This window comes from Moorella sp. E306M, from assembly GCF_006538385.1.
Classification (GTDB): domain Bacteria; phylum Bacillota; class DSM-521; order Neomoorellales; family Neomoorellaceae; genus Neomoorella.
In genome coordinates this window covers 2,207,377-2,224,776 of record NZ_BJKO01000001.1, presented here as the reverse complement: position 1 = coordinate 2,224,776, position 17,400 = coordinate 2,207,377, and the positions used below count along the sequence as shown (strand labels likewise).

Below are 17,400 nucleotides of genomic sequence, written 5' to 3'. Positions count from 1 at the left end.
TACTCCCTTCTTTCATCTGCTCCTCTTGCTGTCCACCCGGGGCTCTACCCGCTCGCCCAGATAAGCATTGCGAATACGGGGATCGGCCAGCAATTCCCTGCCCGGCCCGTTCATGGTAATCCTGCCGTTTTCTAAAACATAGGCGTGATCGCATAGAGCCAGGGCTTTGCGGGCATTTTGCTCCACCAGCAGGACGGTAACCCCTTCCTCCCGGATGCGGCTGATAATATTAAAAATGGTGTTGACCACCAGTGGGGCCAGGCCCAAGGAAGGTTCATCAAAAAGCATAACTTTGGGGTTGGACATCAAGCCCCGTCCTACGGCCAGCATCTGCTGTTCGCCGCCGCTTAAAGTGCCGGCGTACTGGTTTTGGCGTTCTTTGAGGACCGGGAACAAAGTAAATATATGTTCTAAATTCCTGGCCGCTTCCCGGCCGCTGAGCCGGTAACCGCCCATCAGCAGGTTTTCCTTCACCGTCAGGCCGGCGAAGACTTTTCTGCCTTCCGGCACCTGGACTATCCCCCGCCTGACCACCAGGTGGGGCTGCCGCGGCAACTCTTCCCCCATAAAAAGGATCGAACCCCGGCGCGGCCGCACCAGACCGGCAATGGTATTTAAAAGAGTGCTTTTGCCGGCGCCGTTGGCCCCGATTATACTGACAATCTGACCTTGCTTAACTTCAAGGTTGACCTCGTGCAGGGCCATAATCGCCCCGTAGCCGGCGCTCAAGTTTTTAATCGTCAACATCTCATTCCTCGTCCCCCAGGTAGGCCTTGATGACCTCTTCATTGCATTGAATGGCAGCCGGTGGCCCGCTGGCCAGGGTCTTACCGAAATTCTGGACATAAATGTACTGGCAGAGCTGCATTACTACCTCCATCCGGTGTTCAATCAGGAGGATGGCCAGGCCTAAATCCCTATTAAGCCTGGCGATGAGCTCAATCAGATCGATGACTTCTTTGGGATTCAATCCTGCCGCCGGCTCATCCAACAGCAATACTCTGGGACCGGTGGCCAGGGCCCGGGCAATCTCCAGGCGACGCTGGAGGCCGTAAGGTAGGTTCTCCGGCCGCCAGTCTTTATAAGCAATTAAGTCCACCAACTCCAGGTAGTGTAAGGCTTTTTCCCTGGCTTCCCGCTCGGCACGAAATTTCCCCGGCAGCGACAGGAGGGCGGAAAAAATATTATACTTCGTCAGGGGGTCGATAGCTGTCATGACGTTTTCCGCCACGCTCAGGCCCCGAAAGAGGCGGATGTTTTGAAAAGTGCGGCCCAGCCCGGCTTTGGCTATTCGATGCTGTTCCATATTGGTAATATCCCGGCCCGCCAGCAGCACCTGGCCGCTATCGGCTTTATAAACGCCGGAGATAACATTAAAAATCGTCGTCTTGCCGGCCCCGTTGGGCCCGATAATGCCTACGATACCCTTTTCCGGCAGGTCGAGGTAAAAATCCGCCACCGCCTGGACGCCGCCGAACCTTTTGTTAAGCCCTTTGACTTCTAAAATATTCACGACCCCTCACCCTCCCTTATCCTGTTTCCCCGGCGCCGCAGCAGGGACAGGAGGGAGATTTCATACTCACCGAATAAACCGGTAGGTTTAAAGTTCAGGATTAATAAGACAATCACGCAGTAGGCGACGATACGCCATTCGGCTGCGGCACGTAAGATTTCCGGCAAACCTGTAAGCAGGGCGCTGGCGACGACGGCCCCGGTCAGGCTGTTGATGCCGCCGAAAAACACCATAATAATCCACTCGGCAGATTTGGTCCAGCCGAACATTACCGGCTCGACATAGGTCGTATAAAATCCATAGAGGACGCCGGCATAGGTTGTAATAGCTGCCGATAAAAGGAAGGCCACCATTTTTACCTGGTTGACATTGATGCCCATGGACCTGGCCGCCAGTTCATCACTTCGTAAAGCCAGGCACTGGCGGCCGTAGCGCGAACATTTAAAACCCCAGACCAGCAACAGGCAGATCACGGCTGAAGTTACTGCTAAGAGAAGCGTGGTCTGCTTGGGTATGCCGGAGAGACCCATGGCGCCGCCGGTAATATTTACAGACTGGTTGAGGAGGGCAGCTATGGCTTCGCCAAAGCCCAAGGTTACCAGAGAGATGTAGTCCCGGCGTAACCTGATGGTTGGCAAGCCAACTATCACGGCTGCTATCAGGCCAACAACAACAGCTCCGCATGCCGCTAAAGGAAAGGAAAAATTATATTTAATGGCCATCAACCCGGCAACATAGGCGCCAATACCCATAAAAGCCCCCTGGCCCAAGGAAAAGAGGCCGGTTAACCCTGTAAGAATGAAGACGCCGGTCACGGCTACTACATTGATTGCTGTAAAGGTTAGCACCGAAGCTAAAAGTTCCATGGCCATACCCCTATCAAGCTTTTTCCTGGATATGGCTGCCAGCAATACCCCGCGGCCGCACCAGGAGAAAAAGTAACATAATGACGAAGATGAACACTGGTGATATACCCGAACCGACAAGCCGGATAAGTAAAATCTCAATTATTCCTAAAAGAAAGGCGCCGATAACCGCCCCGGACAGGCTGCCCAGGCCACCAATCACGGATGCGACAAAACCCTTGACCACCAATTGGCCGAGTTGGGGATAGAGGGTATAACTGATACCTAAAAAGACGCCGCTGATCCCGCCCAGGAATCCCGCCAGGAAAAAAGCCAGCTGGATAATCCTGAGGACATTGATACCCATCAAACCGGAGGTATCGACGTCATAGGAAACGGAACGCAGAGCGGTTCCCAGCTTGGTCCTGTAAATCAGCACCGCCAGAATTATCAAGGCCAAGGATGAGATGCAGAACATGATGAGTTCCGGGACACCCAGCAGTAGCTGGCCCACTTTCACTGTGGCTACAGGGAAGAAATTAGGATAAGCATAAAAGTTGGTGCTGAAAAAGATAGTCATCAGGTTCTCCAGCAGCATGCCAAGAGTGATAGAAGACACGAAATAGTAGATCACAGGACCTTTATTATTGCGAATACGGCGGAAGGCAACTAATTCTGCTATAATCCCCAGCATCCCCCCTGCCAGGGAAGCGATAAGCAGGGTCCAGAGCAGTGATGTATGCCAGAACCTTGTGGCCAGGAAACCCACGTAGGCCGTCACGGTCATAAAACCACCGTGGGCGAAATTGCTGAACTTCAATATATTGAATATTATGGCAAACCCCACGGCGATCAATGCATATACCGCACCCAGGGAAATGCCGTTAATTATCAATTGTGCCGTCATAATTTGCCGCCCCTTTAAGATCCTTCACGGGATGGCCGGGACGGATCCGCAGCCCTATACCCGTCCCGGCATCCTTCCATATTATTGCTGCTGCTGTTCCTTGGTAATATAACGCTCTTTGGTGATATACTGGCCCTTTTCAATTTTAATCATCACCATAGAAAGGCCATAGGGACGATGGGTATTGGGAGATATGCTGATATTGCCCGTTGTTCCCTTGACGTCCTTTGTCTGTTCCATAGCGTCCCGTACCTTGATCGGGTCAGGCGCACCGGCCCGCTTAATGGCGTCGGCAATGACCAGGATGCTGTCATAGCCGATGAAAACCTTATTCAGAGGCTCGTCATTATAGGCTGCCTTGTAAGCTTCTGCCACCTCCTTGATCTGCGGATCTTCCGCGGCGATATTGTTGGGGAAATAAATGTCATTGGCGGCCTCGCCGGCCAGGCTGGCAAACGGCGGGGCAAAATCCAGACCGCCGGTTATGGGGACGTTGATGCCTATCTGCCGCGCCTGCTGTACTGCCAGGACGTCTTCCTGGATATAGTTGGGAATATAAATTGTTTCGGCCCCGGCCGCTTGAATTGCCGCCAGCTGGGTTTTGAAATCTTTATCCCCTGTCTTGTACATCTGCTCGGATACTACCTGCCCGCCGTGGCTCTTCACATAATCGATAAAAGGCTTGGCCAGGGAAACAGAGTAGGCATTGGCCTGGTTGTACAGAACGCCGACCTTTTTTAAATTCAATTTTTCCAGTGTGTAGCTGGCGACGATCTCGGCCTGTTGCACGCTGCTCGGCTGGATCAGGAAGTTATAGGCCCACGGCTTGCCGTCGTTTTTCGTCGTCGCCCTCTCGTCAATAAAGCTCCCCAGGATAGCTACTTTAGTGTTTTCGGCAACGGGTGCGAGGGCGATGCCGATATTGCTGACCGGCGGGCCGATTATGGCCACGGCTTTATCCTGGGTAGCCAGGCGGTTGTAGGCGTTGATTGCCTCCTGGACGTCATTTTTGGTATCATAGGTAACCAGCTTCAGCTTCTTACCATTGATACCGCCCTCTTTATTGATCTTGTCGATGGCCAGCTGGGCACCATTGGTAACCATCTTGCCCCAGACCGAGGTGGTAGAACTTAAATCCTGCAGGTTGCCGATGACAATTACCTCACTGGAACTTGCCTGGTTTTCTCCGCCGTCTGCCTGGCTTTTGTCCTTGGCAGAATTGCCCTGGCCGCAGGCAGTCACCAAGAAAACCAGGACAAGAACCATGAATGACAAGACTAACTTTTTCATGCCTTCAGTACCTCCATTCTTTTCTTTTTGCTTTTGGTTTTCATGCATTATCTTAGAAAATACCTCAGATTGGCTGTTTCCCTACTTACACCCCCTTTCAAAGCCACACCTATACTCCAGCATTCACAGAGAGGGTGGCTGTGTTATTTGCCAGTAGCAATAACCTGGCCGGCGAGTCCATAATCTACCGAAGATCGCACCAGTAATTGGGCTGGTAGCCTTTCAACCACAGGTTTATTTTTCCGCTTGCTGTTAATCAACTTGATCAACCGCTCCGCCGCCCTCTGGCCAACCTCGTAAAAGGGCTGGGCCATCGTGGTCAGGGGAGGGTCCATTAGTTCTGACATGTCCAGGTTGTCATAACCCATGACGGCAACATCGTCCGGTACCCGCAGACCCTTTGCCTTTAGAGCTTTAATAACCCCCAGGGCCTTGGGATCGCTGGCGGCAAATACGGCATCCGGCCGCTGGCCCCGCTCCAGGATAGTGAGAATGGCTCGGTAACCATCTTCCCAGTCCCGGGTACCGTGAACAACCAGGTCCTCGTTATAGGCTATACCGGCCTCCGCAAGGGCCGCCTGGTATCCGGCAAAACGCTGGCGGTAGAGGTCCAGTTCTAAAGTGCCGTTGACAAAAGCGATACGCCGGTAACCTCGCTCGATGAGGAATTTAGTGGCTTCATAGCCACCCCGGAAGTTGTCGACTATAACGGCATCCACCTTGTCTTCCAGGTGGCGGATCATGAGTACTACCGGGAAACCCTGCTCTTTGAGTTCCAAAATGTGGGTGCTGGCGGCCGTGGCTGTGGAAAAAATCAGGCCGTCGACCAGCCTTTTGCGCAGGTTGTCGACATAGGCTTTCTCTGTTTCTATATCTTCGTCGGTATTGCACAGGATAACGGTATAGCCATACTTTTTGGCCACATCGGTTATCCCTTTGATGGCCGCCGGGAAAACCAAATTCCGCACATTGGGAATGATCAGGCCGATGGTCCTGGAGCGCCCTTCTTTCAAACCCTTGGCCAGGGCATTAGGCTGGTAGTTAAGCTCACGTACGGCGCGCATGACTTTTTCTTTCGTTTCCGGGCTGACCGCAACCCGGCCGCTTAAGGCCCGGGAAACGGTGCTGGGCGAAACCCCGGCCCTCTCGGCAACTTCTTTGATATTGACCATACTCTAGCTTCCTTTGCTGCAAACCTTTGTGCAATCCATTGTGCAATCGTTTGTAAAATATATTCGCTGCGGACCGTCAAATTCCTGCCGGGGTAAGAAAAAATTTTGCGGCCTAAACAGGATGAAGCCCCTGCCATCAGGGGCTTCATCCTGTTCCTTGCAATCCATTATTTCCGCGGCAAAAAAGGTAACCGTCGCACCCGGATCCTCCGGCTTTGAAATACTACTACCGCACCTCGTTGGAGAACTTCAGATAGCCCTGGTAGATTAGCCCGGCATAAAGCCAATATAGTTGCCGGTCTTTTATCAGGCTGGCGAAAGATTACCACTGATGGGCTTGAGGCCTGGCGAGTTGTTAACAGGGTACCGAAATCAGTATCTGCCGTTAAAATAATACGATTATCTCTCGATGCCAGATCAAAGATAAGCTGATCGGGAACCTCGGCCATTCCTAAATCTCTCACGTGTATTGCATCATAGCCAGCTTTACATAGTTCCTGAGCTAAATAAGGTGACAAGGCGTTATCCACTAAAAACTTCATACTTCGCTGATAAGAGGTAACTCACGTTCGCGTACAGCTTCAGCAGCAAAACGTAAGGCCTCGGTAATATCTTCGGCTTCAAGGTCGGGGTAATACTTTAAGATTTCCTCCCGGCTTAGCCCGCTGGCAAAAAGATCAACCACCGTAGCAACAGGAATGCGTAGACCCCGGATACAGGGTACCCCCCCCATCTTTTCCGGTTCTATGGTTATACGTTGGAAACTCACAAGTATCACCTCTTAATTTTACTCAATTTATATATACATTTTACCATTTGGTAGACACCTTTAAAAGCCCGGCAAGAAATGAAGAAATTAAAAGCCCTGAAGCTGGCTTCAGGGCTTACTGGTTCACCTCTGCACTCTCCCGGAGGCATCGCCGCGCATGAGCGTCATTACTTCCTCCTTGGTGACATGGTTGAAGTCGCCGGGGATGGTGTGTTTCAGGCAGGAAGCGGCCACGGCAAATTCCAGGGCCTCGGCCGGGGCAAACCCTTCCGTCAGGGCGTAGATTAAGCCGCCGGCGAAGGCATCACCGCCGCCGACCCGGTCCACAATGTGGATCTGGTAGCGACGCGAGCGGTAAAACTCCCGGCCGTCATAGAGGAGGGCCGACCAGCCATTGTCAAAAGCGGAGAAACTCTCACGCAGGGTAATTGCTACTTTTTGCAGGTTAAAGCGGGTCAACAGCTCCCGGGCTACCTGACGGTAACCCTCTTCGCTAATTTCCCCTTTGGTAACATCGGAAGCAGCCGCTTTAATGCCGAAGACCTTCTCCGCGTCTTCTTCGTTGCCGATGGCTACGTCTACATAAGCCATTAATTCCGTCATGGTCGCCCGGGCCTGAGCCGGGGTCCAGAGGTTCTTGCGGTAATTGAGGTCGCAGCTAACGGTGAGGCCCATCTCTTTCGCCGTTCGGGCAGCTTCCAGGGTAACGGCGGCCACATTCTCGCCCAGGGCGGGAGTAATACCAGTAAAGTGGAACCAGGAAGCACCGGAAAAAATCCTGGCCCAGTCAAATTCACCCGGCTGTACCCCGGCGATGCTGGCGTACTTGCGGTCATAAACCACCTTTGAAGGCCGCTGGGACGCCCCGGTTTCCAGGAAATAGATCCCCAGGCGTTCACCGCCTTTCAGGATAAAACTGGTGTCTACGCCGTAGCGACGCAAATGATTGATAGCCGCCTGGCCCAGGGGATTGGCCGGGACTTTAGTGACGAAAGCGGCCTCGGCGCCGTAATTGGCCAGGGAACAAGCGACGTTGGCCTCCCCGCCTCCGTAAGTAACATCAAAGGAATCAGCCTGGATAAAGCGCTGGTAGCCTGGTGTGGACAGGCGCAGCATGATCTCGCCAAAAGTAACTACTTTAGCCACAGGAAAAACTCCCTTCTAGCAAAATTTAATGCCTGCGATGTTGAGAGAGTCACAAAGGGCATGTATGGTTAAAAAATTATTGCCCTCTGGCAGCCCGGATGGAGGCTACAAATTTGCGGGCTGTTTCCTCTACCTGCTGGTAATCGCCAGTTTTGGCCCCTTTGGTCAGTTCACCCCCAACCCCTACGGCCTCGCAGCCGGCCTTGATCCACTGGCCCACGTTCTCCAGGCTGACACCGCCCGTAGGTATAATCGGCGCCTGGGGCAAGGGCCCTTTAATGGCTTTAACCATTTCCGGACCGAAGGCGCTGCCCGGGAAGAGCTTGACGAAATCACTGCCTGCCTCCATCACTTCAACTATTTCTCTTATAGACATGGCCCCGGCCATACAGACTTTCTGGTAACGGTTACAGGTTTTAACCATCTCAAGATCCAGGGACGGGCTGACCAGGAACTCGGCCCCCGCCAGAATAGCCAGCCGTGCTGTGGTAGCATCCAGGACCGTACCGGCGCCAATAAGAATCTCTCCCTGGCGATATGTAGCCGCCAGTTCCCGGATAACTTCCAGGGCTCCCGGTACGGTAAGGGTGATCTCAATGGCCTCCACCCCGCCCGCTTTCACGGCTTCAGCAATTTTGAGCGCCTGGTCCGGATTCTCCGCCCGGACTACAGCCACGATCCCGCAGTCGATAATCCGCTGCATAATCTTTAACTTTTGCATACTCATCCACCTCCGGTTTATATTATGAAACACTGTTTTACTATGATAAATATTCGCTGTGTCGGGTTTAAAATCCTGCTTTTCCGATTAAATCTTTTTCCCTTGCACTAAATCCAGGCTCAAGGCATACAATATTTTGCAAGCTTTTGCGAGGAGGTTCTTTTATGCGTTTTGGCCTCGCCCTGGGAGGTGGGGGGTTAAAAGGAGCAGCCCACTTAGGAGTTTTACGCGTCCTGGAGGAAAACAATATTAAACCCGACGTCGTCGTCGGTACCAGCGCCGGTTCCATTGCCGCCGCCCTTTATGGGGCCGGCCTCCTGCCGGCCGTTAGTTCCATGGGCAGCCTCCCTTTTGCTAACATATTTAGACTGGAAAACTACCGCTTTACCGGTTTGCCCCTGGGGCTAATTCAAGGCGGTACCATTGAAAGCGCGCTGAAAAAGGTCCTGGGCAATCGCCTTCTTTCGGATCTCCAGCCCCTGACGGCAGCCGTGGCCTGTGATTTAAGTAGCGGTGAAACAGTTATCTTTACTGCCGCCAGGCCGGTTAAACCCTTGCCGCCGGATACGGTCTTGGGCGGTGATGTACCTGCCTGGCAGGCGGTACGGGCCAGCATCTCTATCCCGGCCCTCTTTGCACCCTATAAAATCGGCTCCCGTCTATTGGTCGACGGCGGCCTGACAGACAACGTACCGGCCGATATTGCCCGCTGCCTGGGGGCCGATATAGTCGTGGCTGTAGACCTGGACTGTGGTGTTCCTCAACGCAATTTCCGACATGCAGGCGAGGTCCTTCTCCAGAGCCTGGAGATTATCAGCCAGCGCAATACTTCCCTTACCCTAAGGCTTTATGCCGATCTGGTCCTTAAGCCCATAAAAAAGCCCGTCAGTTCCTGGGATGTCAGCCAGTTTAGCAATTTAGTAAATGCCGGGATTGAAGAAACCCTGCGTAATCTGTCGCAAATACGCCGCCTGCTGGGGTAATAAAAAGCCGGCTCCCTGATATGGGGCCGGCTTTTTACAACTTACACTTTGAGATTACATCGAGTTACTTTAGCCAGTGCCTCGTTTAACGCCGCCGCTCTATTCTCGGGTACAATTACTGTTAAGTGATCACCTTCCAGAAGCCTGGTATTACCGCGGGGAATGATTTCCCTGGCTCCTCTGCGTATGGTAACCAACAAACAATCTACGGGTAAGGCCAGGTCTTTGACCCGGCAACCGCAGGCGCTCGCCCCGCTCTCAACTACAGCCTCGACAATCAGCATTTTATCTTTAATAGAGGGTTTCGAAATACCCTCACTCTTCGCCCTGGCTAAATCCCGTTCCAGCAGCATCTCATAAACTGGTAAACATCCCAGAGCCTCCGCTACTATAAAAGCAATCATACAGGTAAAAAGAAGCGGTAAAATGTGCTGGTAATTACCTGTCATTTCGATTATGAGCACAATCCCAGTAAGAGGGGAACGCACAATAGCCACGAAATAGGCAGCCATTCCAATTACCGCGAAAGATGGCCCCAGGCCCTGAAAACCGGGAACAAGCAGGCCACTAACCTGGCCAACAAAGGATCCCAGTAAAGCCCCCAAAACCAGGAGCGGTAGAAAGATCCCCCCTGGAACCCCGGCACTGTAACTTAACATAGTTAAAAGAAACTTGACAGCAAAAAGAAGGGGGATAATACCTACTTGAACCCGGCCCCAGAGAACATCTTCTGCCAGCTGGTGCCCGCCGCCTAAAACGCGGGGTAAGAAATAGCCCAAAACCCCTGCCAGCGAGACTGCCAGCGACGCCCGCAACCAGCGGGGCAGTCCCTTTAACCTGTCTGCCAGTTCAAGGCTTCCTTGCAAGGTACGATTAAAAGCCACGCCTAAAATACCGGTTAATATTCCCAGGACTAAAAATGCCGGTAAGGTGGTCAGAGGTAAAGGTAATAATTCCTTAATGCGAAAGGTAGGAAGTGGCCCTAAAATCCTCTGGGATATCAGATCGGCAGTGACACTGGCTGCCAGGGCTCCTCCTAGTACATAGGGTGAAAAATTACGGCGCAGTTCTTCCAGGACAAAAACTACTCCCGCCAGGGGGGCGTTAAAGGCTGCTGCCAGCCCTGCTCCTGCACCACAGGCAATTAAGTGAAGTTGTTCTGTTTTGGACCGGCTAAGGCTTTTACTTACTACCTGGCCGGCGGCAGCGCCCATTTGTACCGTCGGCCCCTCCCGGCCCAGGGATAGACCAGCCCCAATAGCCAGGGCCCCGGCAATAAATTTTACCAGGATAACCCGCCACCAGATGAGCTTGCGCTGGTTAATCAGAACGGCTTCCACGTGGGGAATGCCGCTACCGGCTGTTTCCGGAGCAAAACTGGTCAACCAGCCGGCCAGGGCTCCGGCCAGGCCACCCAGGCAGGGTAACACCAGCCAGCCCCAGCCGGGTATACCCCGTGCCCACGTTAAAAGCTCATTACGCCATAAGTCCCCTTCCGTCAGGACAAGGCGAAAGGCTACACCAACTACCCCGGCGCCCGCACCCGCCAAGGCACCTTTTAGCAAGAAGCGTAGAAAATAATCATAACGGCTTAACAACAGGCTATCATGAATAGAATGTTTTTTAAGTAAAAGAGCTTCGTCCCGCACTTCTTTTCCTGCCTCCGAACAGGCACTTTCTGATGTCACTTTTCCATTGTACCACCCCTTTTCTTTCTTGTTAAGCCCATTCCTTTTTATTAACGTTTTTTCTCCGTTGCCCGAACTTTATTAATACATTTTACCAGGGCTTTAAAAAAGGCCTCCCGGCCATGATTACCGGTAAAAGCGGGTTGATAGTCCAGTTCCCGGGCCGCTTTCTCCCAGCTGAGATCCCACACCTCGTTTAAAAAGGTGGGCCCCGCCCATTCGCTCGGAAGAATTACCTGTAATTTTGAAACGGATCCGGTTAGTTCGATAATCCGGCTGGCAATATCTTCCCATGTCAAATAAAGGCTCCCCAGGTTATAGGTCTGCCCGACGGCCTCGGGCCTACTTAAGGCCAGCCGGCAGGCCTGGGCTAAGTCGGCCATGCTGACAAACGCTCCTCCGGCAGCAGCCGGCACCTGGAGAGGCTCATCACGGAGAACCGTCCGTATCAGATTACGTAAATGCCGGCCGCCGATTTCATCACCGAAGGCCCACCAGAAACGAAAAATAGTTACCGGTAAACCCTGTTCACGGTAATAGTGGCGGCACAGTTCCTCAGCCGCAAACTTACCCAAGGCATAAAGGGGCTTGCGGGCTTCATCAATAAGGCACGGGTGATCCTCGTAAACAGGCCGGGTGGTAGCCCGGCCATAAACTGTCGCCGTGCTGGTATAGATAAAACGATTGAGGCCAGCTCTGGCAGATGCTTCTAGTAAATTTATATGCCCGACCAAGTCGCCGTCGAAAATGTCCAGGGGGTCGTCGCTGAAGCTCCAGGCCAGGTGGATTACCGCCTCCGCGCCGTCTACGGCCCTGGCCACCAGTTCCTTATCTCCTAGATCACCTCCGAATAGATTGACCTGGCTGCTCCCGGGGCTGTCAAGAAAACTCAAGGCCCGATCCAGGATCCGCACCTGGTGGCCGTGATAACATAAATCCTGGACCAGGTAGCGGCCGACATCGCCCGCACCACCGGTTACCAGAACCTGCATCAGGAAGCACCTCTTTAACAAGATATTAAATTAACTACGGGGCAGGCCGGTAGCACCTCGCCTACCACCCACCCCGCCAGCCTATTTTAATTTAACTAAAATAATACGCTATACCACCAGCCACCAGCATAATAAGAAAACCTGCTCCCAATGTTGCGGAATTATGGGATACAACACCTTGATATAACAGCGGGAAGTCCAGCCACATCAAGATAAAAGCACCCAGCATGCCTTCAAACTTGTACCTTTTCCGTAAAGATTGTTTTTCAGCCGCTACCATGTGCTATCGACCTCCTATTCGATTCCCGGGAAAAATACATAGAGGATTAACCAGCCCAGGATTCCTACTACAAAAGTAAGAATAGCATTGTACAGGGCCGTGCGGCGCAGGCACTCGCCTTCACGCCCGCCCTGGCCGGTTACGCCGGTACCCAAAGCCACATTCATAGGACAAAACATATTTCCAATTGCACCGCCAGAAGTCTGCAGGCCTAAAATTACAAAGGGACTTATCATCAGCAGTTTAGCCACGTCCCACTGGAGGCCGGTAAAAAGTACATTGGAATTAGTGTTGCTGCCGGTCATGAAAGCACCTAGAACACCAATCCAGGGAGAAAAGATAGGATAAAGTTTCCCCGTGTTGGCTAGACCCTCGGCTAAATAACGGGTAATGCCAACTTCCATCATGACTACGCCCATCATGGTCATGGTCGTAACCGTCATGGTAGCGCCCATGGCCTGCTTTATAATTCGGTTAAGCAGCATTTGGCCTCCTTTTTCCGGCCACAGGCCACGCGCTTTATAGAACAAATAGGATAAAAAGGCTGCTGTAAAAATCAATGTGCCGGGAGCAGTAAACACAGCAATAGACTGGTATTTCTTGACTGCTTTATTGGTAAAGCCAAGCAAAGTAGTTGTTTCCGGAAAAGGAAATCCTATATTTATCAAACCTGCTAGATACGCCTTCAATGGTCGGATTAAATATACAGTAAATACTATTATTATTAATGCGTAATAAGCGAAAAAGGCTACGTTAAAACTGTAAGGTTCAGTAGTAGCAGCAGCTATCTCGACGGTAGTATAATCAGCAACTTTCGGGCGGTACATGGGCAGTTTGGGAACAACCAGGCCGCCAACTATTAGACCCGCCGCTCCAGCTACAAAGGAAGCTACATAAGGAGCAACAAAATTGGCTACCAGGTTCAATACGGCACCCATGGTCACCCCAATTAGCAAAATAGCAGGGGTACCTTCACGTATACATTTCCAGCCACCGTACATATGAGCAATACTATAACCGCATAAAATACAGGCTATACCCAGGAAAAAGGCGGCAAACAGGGCTAATCGACCTGGATCGAGAGTGGTTAATCTTTCTAAAATTGAAAAGGAGGAACCAAGGGAACCGAAAGTCACTGCCCAGGAGTGGCCAATGAGCGCCGTAGCTGCAGCAAATATGGGATCAAATCCCAGGCCCACCAGTAATGGCGCCGCAACGGCCACCGGTGCCCCATAACCACATACCCCTTGCACAAACCCTGGGAAAGCCCAGCCCAAAACAAGCAATTGTAAAATCTTATTGCCTCCAGTTAAGCGGGTAAAAGTATCAGAAATAACTTTAAAGCCACCCACTAAATCGACAACATTGTAAACTGTCATGGCGCCCCAGATAATGTACAGCACCCATACGGTAGCCCATAAGCCTTTTAAAGTGCCTGCAGATAAAATATGAAGGTGGCCGCCGAACCAAGTATAGGCTACAATTAAAGTTAAAACCCAACCTACTATTCCCGAACGCCCACCGCTCCATCTAAAAACCATCATTAAAATTAATACGGCCAGAATAGGTACTAAACACAAAAACCACAACCAAACGCTCATTTGCGGTAGACCATGCATACTCAACTAATCCTCCTTTATATAATAAATTTGTCTAAAATTCACTTTATTTGTCTAATTAACCGACTTATAGAGCCGCGTTTGGATGTGGAATATCTATTTTTTGACTTATGTTATTTTGAAAAAAATAGCTGATACTGCAAACGTTGTTATAAATTTCAGTTGCTGGCATAGAAAAGTCATTGTAAATTTCACCTTGTATTCCCGGTAAAACAAATAGGGTTTGCTCCAGGTAACCATTCCAGGTTACCTGGAGCAAAACGTTACTCAACTTATAGTTGAGTATTAAGCTGATGTCGCCACCGCCGGTACCGTTATGCCCACTTCGGCGCACCTGGCGTCGACAAAGGCCTGCATTTTGGCGATATGCTCAGGTTGCAGGTGGGTAAAGCGGCCCTGCAGCTTCATATATTCGCTAACTGGTTTCCGCTTATCGATCTTTACCGACAGCTTGTATTCGCCGTTCTCGTATTCATAGAGCTGGAACATGCCAGTTTGTACTGCCAGTTTGGCCATTTCGATAGTCTTGTCGGCCGGGAACTGCCAGCCCTTGGGGCAGGGGGCATGGATGTGGATATAGGCCGGACCCTCCTGGTTCAGGCCCTTACGCACCTTGTTCATTAAATCCACCGGCCAGCCAATTGAGGCCGTAGCCACATACTTCAATTCCGGGTGGCCGTGGGCAATGACCTTGGGGTTGTCTTTGGGAAAGAGCTTTTTCCCTTCCGGTACTACCGGCCCGGGTGGGGTAAAGGTTGTATGGGCACCGTAGGGCGTGGACGGGGATGTTTGAATACCGGTGTTTGCGTAGGATTCATTATCATAGCAGATAAAGAGGACGTCATGGCCGCGGTAGAGCATGGCCGATAGAGCCTGGAGGCCAATGTCTACAGCGCCGCCGTCGCCGGCCATAACGATAATGTTGGGGAATTCGGCGTCCGTCTTTTTCTTACGGATCATGGCTTTAAAGGCAGCTTCAATACCGGAAGCTACGGCACCGCCGTTGGTAATCTGGGCATGGATCCATGGCACCCGCCAGGGACCGCAGCCGTAACTGGTATTGGCTACGTACATGCAGCCGGTTGGACCAATGAAAATGGTGTTGGGACCCGCAGCTTTGGCTACCAGGCGATATGTCAGGGCCGGGCCGCAACCGGCACAGGTCCGATGCCCGGGGACATAGTACTCTTCAACAGGAGCCTTTTTCAGGGAAGTAATTCGTTCCAGCATTATTACTTTTCCCTCCTTCCGGGTAAACGTTATAATTCAAAGGGGATCCAGTAAGCAGTCTGCTCAACTTTGCCGGTCCTGGCGATTTCCTTTAACTTCTGGTACATGCGGTAGAATTCGTCGTGGGTGACTACCTCGCCGCCCAGGCCGGCTACAAAACCGACAGTCTTGACTTTATCGCCGTAATCATAAAGGGCTGCCCGTAGTTCGGAGAGGAGGACGCCACCGTTGCAGGAAATGCCGAAGTTGGCTGAGACATCCAGGACGCCTATGGCCTTGAATTTAGACAGCCGCTCTTTTATCTGTTCTGTCGGGAAGGGACGGAAGGTCCTGAGCCTTGCCACACCGACCTTTTCTCCCAGATTGCGCAGGCGTCGGGCCACTGCTTTGGCCGTTTCCATGTGGGCACCCTGGCCGAACATGATGATCTCAGCGTCACTCGTCAGGTATTCTTCCATATAGGGATCATATTTGCGGCCAAAGATGCGGGCGAATTCATCGCAGGCTTCTTCTAAAACCTTGTGCACGTTTTTAACGGCCTGGTAGCGCTGGTACTGCAGGGGCGGTCCCATGGCCGGCTCAATCTGGGCACCAATAATCTGCGGGTTCCTGGGATCCAGGACATGGTGGTTTTTATAAGGCGGCAGGAATTCCTTGACCTGGGCCTCGTCGGGAATATCCACCCGTCCCAGGATATGGCTGACGAAGTAGCCATCCAGGCAGGCATACTGGGGCAGCAAAACCCGCGGGTCTTCCCCTACCCGGTAGTAAATAAGGGTATTATCCAGGGCTTCCTGGGGTGTAGAGGCCCAGCCCTGGATCCAGCCCTGGTCCCGACAGCACTCGGCATCGGTATGCTCTTCGCCAAAGTCACCAGGCGGGTCCAGGGTGCGGTCGGCTATGGCCATTTGCACCGGCAGGCGCTCACCGGAAATGGGGGAATAGACTTCGAAAGCATAGGTAACCCCCACGCCGGAACTGCCGGTGAAGACCCGCGCTCCGGCAGCTGAGGCCCCGTAGACAACGCTCAGCTGGGCGTGCTCGCCCTCGCCGTGAATGAACTCGGCATCGAGTTCACCGTCGGCCACCATACGGGCCAGTTCCGACATAATGCCGGTATAGGGGCGGATGGGATATGAACAGATCACATCAACATCTGCCAGGCGGACGCCGTGGGCTACTGCCACGCAACCAGAAATATTCCTTATTTTACCCATTTTTTTCACCTCCTGAAAGGATTAATTTTTAAAATCTAATTCTGGAACGCGGGATATGGCACCGCTCGGACAGACGGCGGTGCAGAGACCGCAACCTTTGCAATATTTGAGGTTAAAAGCAGGTCCATCGTCGGACATGGCAATGCAGGAATCCGGGCAGGAGATCCAGCAGGTCCAGCACTGGGTGCAGGCTTCCTGGTTGAGGACGGGTCGCTGAATGCGCCAGTTACCGGTAACCATGCCTTCATTTTCTACCTGCGGGGAAGGAACGGTACCGGCAAAGGGCATTTGCTTCAATAGCTCTTTCGCCGTTACGGCTACTTCTTCTACCACTTCATGGGCCGGTAGCTCCCTTATCTGGGCTTCCTCATAACCCCGGCGCATGGCGGCAGGATTTTTGACTACTGCTGCCAGGTTATCAATATCTACAATACCGGTTGCCTTGACAACAGCTCCGGCAATGGGTGCGGCTATACCAGCGCCAATACCGGTAGCGTCAGTCGCTCCTTCAGCCCCGGATAGGGTCATGACGGCCTGGGCCATGCTGTTGGCATCCACAGTGACAATCCGGGCCAGGTTTCCGGTATCGCCCAGGAATTCCAAAATGGTATCAATGCTACGCCTGGTATTAACCACCAGGGTGGCGCCCGGCTTGATACCCTTCAAGATAGGGACACCCTTGACCAGGGCTTCCTCAACGACAACGACAATATCGGGATTCTCATTTTCGTAAACGTATTTGCTTTCAATGGGATCGCTGCTGATGCGGGCGTAAGCCCGTACCGGTACATAGATACGGTCGGGGAGATCGACATAGTTCTCCCACGCTTGCACATATTTGCCTTCTTTAGCAGCAGCTTCCGTTAAAGCCACCACTACGTCGCGGGCGTCTTTATTCATGACCACTCCGCGGGCCCAAACGGTAATCTGCTTTAGGTTGGGTTCGGCAAAGAGTTCTTGGGTGGACAATTGACGTTCCTCCTTTCTTGCGTTTAAATGTCAGCAAAAGGGGGGTCTCCCATGACCGG

At 52.3% G+C, this 17,400-nt stretch carries 18 protein-coding genes; 1 reads left to right on the top strand and 17 read right to left on the bottom strand.

What is annotated here, in order from left to right; translation table 11 throughout:
- Window positions 1-12: 12 nt before the first annotated feature.
- The 10 genes from FLZ89_RS11470 to FLZ89_RS11425 all read right to left on the bottom strand — a co-directional run bounded on the left by FLZ89_RS11470 (window position 13) and on the right by FLZ89_RS11425 (window position 8,363).
- Window positions 13-747: an ABC transporter ATP-binding protein gene (locus FLZ89_RS11470; protein WP_141265009.1), complete on the bottom strand. Its 735-nt coding sequence runs from the start codon at window positions 745-747 to the stop codon at window positions 13-15.
- A 1-nt stretch (window position 748) separates the two neighbouring features.
- Complete coding sequence (locus FLZ89_RS11465; RefSeq protein ID WP_141265010.1) at window positions 749-1,513, bottom strand: ABC transporter ATP-binding protein; 765 nt, start codon at window positions 1,511-1,513, stop codon at window positions 749-751.
- Window positions 1,510-2,379, bottom strand: coding sequence for a branched-chain amino acid ABC transporter permease (locus FLZ89_RS11460; RefSeq protein ID WP_172613915.1), 870 nt, complete (start codon window positions 2,377-2,379; stop codon window positions 1,510-1,512). The genes FLZ89_RS11465 and FLZ89_RS11460 overlap by 4 nt, the downstream gene beginning before the upstream one ends.
- A 13-nt stretch (window positions 2,380-2,392) precedes the next feature.
- Window positions 2,393-3,265, bottom strand: a complete 873-nt coding sequence (locus tag FLZ89_RS11455; protein ID WP_141265012.1) for a branched-chain amino acid ABC transporter permease — start codon at window positions 3,263-3,265, stop codon at window positions 2,393-2,395.
- Window positions 3,266-3,346: 81 nt separating this feature from the next.
- The gene (locus FLZ89_RS11450; protein ID WP_172613582.1) at window positions 3,347-4,555 is read right to left on the bottom strand and encodes an ABC transporter substrate-binding protein; all 1,209 of its coding nucleotides are present in this window, start codon (window positions 4,553-4,555) and stop codon (window positions 3,347-3,349) included.
- 143 nt (window positions 4,556-4,698) lie between these two features.
- Window positions 4,699-5,727 (bottom strand): LacI family DNA-binding transcriptional regulator, encoded by a 1,029-nt coding sequence (locus tag FLZ89_RS11445; RefSeq protein ID WP_141265014.1) that lies wholly within the window; start codon window positions 5,725-5,727, stop codon window positions 4,699-4,701.
- Window positions 5,728-5,894: 167 nt separating this feature from the next.
- The gene (locus FLZ89_RS16580) at window positions 5,895-6,269 is read right to left on the bottom strand and encodes a DUF5615 family PIN-like protein (protein WP_141304993.1); all 375 of its coding nucleotides are present in this window, start codon (window positions 6,267-6,269) and stop codon (window positions 5,895-5,897) included.
- Window positions 6,266-6,496 (bottom strand): DUF433 domain-containing protein, encoded by a 231-nt coding sequence (locus FLZ89_RS11435; protein WP_141265016.1) that lies wholly within the window; start codon window positions 6,494-6,496, stop codon window positions 6,266-6,268. The genes FLZ89_RS16580 and FLZ89_RS11435 overlap by 4 nt, the downstream gene beginning before the upstream one ends.
- A gap of 123 nt (window positions 6,497-6,619) precedes the next feature.
- Window positions 6,620-7,612 carry a PfkB family carbohydrate kinase gene (locus FLZ89_RS11430; protein WP_373995621.1) on the bottom strand — a complete coding sequence of 331 codons (993 nt, stop codon included), beginning with the start codon at window positions 7,610-7,612 and terminating at the stop codon, window positions 6,620-6,622.
- Between the two features lie 106 nt (window positions 7,613-7,718).
- Window positions 7,719-8,363 (bottom strand): bifunctional 4-hydroxy-2-oxoglutarate aldolase/2-dehydro-3-deoxy-phosphogluconate aldolase, encoded by a 645-nt coding sequence (locus FLZ89_RS11425; protein ID WP_141265018.1) that lies wholly within the window; start codon window positions 8,361-8,363, stop codon window positions 7,719-7,721.
- A 164-nt stretch (window positions 8,364-8,527) separates the two neighbouring features.
- Here FLZ89_RS11425 and FLZ89_RS11420 point away from each other — a divergent pair, with 164 nt between their 5' ends.
- Complete coding sequence (locus FLZ89_RS11420; RefSeq protein WP_141265019.1) at window positions 8,528-9,346, top strand: patatin-like phospholipase family protein; 819 nt, start codon at window positions 8,528-8,530, stop codon at window positions 9,344-9,346.
- Between the two features lie 41 nt (window positions 9,347-9,387).
- Here the strand turns inward: FLZ89_RS11420 and clcA are convergent, their stop codons facing one another.
- From clcA to FLZ89_RS11385, 7 genes are all read right to left on the bottom strand, one after another.
- Window positions 9,388-10,995 carry a H(+)/Cl(-) exchange transporter ClcA gene (gene clcA / locus FLZ89_RS11415; protein ID WP_141304992.1) on the bottom strand — a complete coding sequence of 536 codons (1,608 nt, stop codon included), beginning with the start codon at window positions 10,993-10,995 and terminating at the stop codon, window positions 9,388-9,390.
- 89 nt (window positions 10,996-11,084) lie between these two features.
- A complete protein-coding gene (locus FLZ89_RS11410; RefSeq protein WP_141304991.1) occupies window positions 11,085-12,026 on the bottom strand; it encodes an NAD-dependent epimerase/dehydratase family protein in 942 nt (313 codons plus the stop codon).
- A gap of 91 nt (window positions 12,027-12,117) precedes the next feature.
- Window positions 12,118-12,306 (bottom strand): hypothetical protein, encoded by a 189-nt coding sequence (locus FLZ89_RS11405; protein ID WP_141265022.1) that lies wholly within the window; start codon window positions 12,304-12,306, stop codon window positions 12,118-12,120.
- A 14-nt stretch (window positions 12,307-12,320) separates the two neighbouring features.
- Entirely contained in the window at window positions 12,321-13,907 is a 1,587-nt protein-coding gene (locus tag FLZ89_RS11400) for an L-lactate permease (protein ID WP_256369536.1), read from the bottom strand.
- Between the two features lie 303 nt (window positions 13,908-14,210).
- Complete coding sequence (locus tag FLZ89_RS11395) at window positions 14,211-15,155, bottom strand: oxalate oxidoreductase subunit beta (protein ID WP_141265024.1); 945 nt, start codon at window positions 15,153-15,155, stop codon at window positions 14,211-14,213.
- 29 nt (window positions 15,156-15,184) lie between these two features.
- Window positions 15,185-16,372: an oxalate oxidoreductase subunit alpha gene (locus FLZ89_RS11390; protein WP_141265025.1), complete on the bottom strand. Its 1,188-nt coding sequence runs from the start codon at window positions 16,370-16,372 to the stop codon at window positions 15,185-15,187.
- 21 nt (window positions 16,373-16,393) lie between these two features.
- Window positions 16,394-17,341 (bottom strand): oxalate oxidoreductase subunit delta, encoded by a 948-nt coding sequence (locus tag FLZ89_RS11385; RefSeq protein WP_141265026.1) that lies wholly within the window; start codon window positions 17,339-17,341, stop codon window positions 16,394-16,396.
- Window positions 17,342-17,400: the final 59 nt, after the last annotated feature.

What these genes read in the sequence shown, in the direction of transcription:
- FLZ89_RS11445 (WP_141265014.1), bottom strand. Translation starts at nt 5,727, where the DNA reads ATGGTCAATATCAAAGAAGTTGCCGAGAGGGCCGGGGTTTCGCCCAGC.
- FLZ89_RS11460 (WP_172613915.1), bottom strand. Translation starts at nt 2,379, where the DNA reads ATGGAACTTTTAGCTTCGGTGCTAACCTTTACAGCAATCAATGTAGTA.
- FLZ89_RS11405 (WP_141265022.1), bottom strand. Translation starts at nt 12,306, where the DNA reads ATGGTAGCGGCTGAAAAACAATCTTTACGGAAAAGGTACAAGTTTGAA.
- FLZ89_RS11420 (WP_141265019.1), top strand. Translation starts at nt 8,528, where the DNA reads ATGCGTTTTGGCCTCGCCCTGGGAGGTGGGGGGTTAAAAGGAGCAGCC.
- FLZ89_RS11410 (WP_141304991.1), bottom strand. Translation starts at nt 12,026, where the DNA reads ATGCAGGTTCTGGTAACCGGTGGTGCGGGCGATGTCGGCCGCTACCTG.
- FLZ89_RS16580 (WP_141304993.1), bottom strand. Translation starts at nt 6,269, where the DNA reads ATGAAGTTTTTAGTGGATAACGCCTTGTCACCTTATTTAGCTCAGGAA.
- FLZ89_RS11455 (WP_141265012.1), bottom strand. Translation starts at nt 3,265, where the DNA reads ATGACGGCACAATTGATAATTAACGGCATTTCCCTGGGTGCGGTATAT.
- FLZ89_RS11450 (WP_172613582.1), bottom strand. Translation starts at nt 4,555, where the DNA reads ATGAAAAAGTTAGTCTTGTCATTCATGGTTCTTGTCCTGGTTTTCTTG.
- FLZ89_RS11425 (WP_141265018.1), bottom strand. Translation starts at nt 8,363, where the DNA reads ATGCAAAAGTTAAAGATTATGCAGCGGATTATCGACTGCGGGATCGTG.
- FLZ89_RS11430 (WP_373995621.1), bottom strand. Translation starts at nt 7,612, where the DNA reads ATGCTGCGCCTGTCCACACCAGGCTACCAGCGCTTTATCCAGGCTGAT.
- FLZ89_RS11390 (WP_141265025.1), bottom strand. Translation starts at nt 16,372, where the DNA reads ATGGGTAAAATAAGGAATATTTCTGGTTGCGTGGCAGTAGCCCACGGC.
- FLZ89_RS11400 (WP_256369536.1), bottom strand. Translation starts at nt 13,907, where the DNA reads ATGAGCGTTTGGTTGTGGTTTTTGTGTTTAGTACCTATTCTGGCCGTA.
- FLZ89_RS11470 (WP_141265009.1), bottom strand. Translation starts at nt 747, where the DNA reads ATGTTGACGATTAAAAACTTGAGCGCCGGCTACGGGGCGATTATGGCC.
- FLZ89_RS11395 (WP_141265024.1), bottom strand. Translation starts at nt 15,155, where the DNA reads ATGCTGGAACGAATTACTTCCCTGAAAAAGGCTCCTGTTGAAGAGTAC.